Genomic DNA, 319 nt, shown 5'->3' with positions numbered 1-319 from the left:
AGGAGTACACCTACAAAGGCAGCTACACCTATCTCTACACCGACCAAGACAGCTACGAACCTTTAGCCCAAGTCTCCCGCAACAACCAAGACGAAGCGCAATACCTCGCCTATTTCCACAACGACCAAATCGGCATACCGCGCGAGATGACCGACATCCACGGCAATCTCTTATGGTACGGCGAATACACCGCTTGGGGTCGTCTGAAAAAGGATGAGCGGATTTACAAGAACGCGCACCAGCCGTTCAGATTGCAGAACCAATACTTCGATGAAGAGACAGGGCTACATTACAACCTGATGCGCTATTACGAGCCTGA

1 protein-coding gene is annotated in these 319 nt (G+C 51.1%); it reads left to right on the top strand.

The genetic code is table 11. The features are described 5' to 3' along the window. On the top strand, positions 1 to 319 hold a 319-nt coding region (locus HMPREF2572_RS09600; RefSeq protein WP_210385306.1), incomplete at both ends, for an RHS domain-containing protein.

Origin of the sequence: Neisseria sp. HMSC064E01, assembly GCF_001808875.1 — a bacterium.
Lineage (GTDB): Bacteria > Pseudomonadota > Gammaproteobacteria > Burkholderiales > Neisseriaceae > Neisseria > Neisseria sicca_A.
The sequence above is the reverse complement of the archived record's forward strand: the minus strand, read 5'-3'. Positions and strand labels throughout refer to the sequence as shown.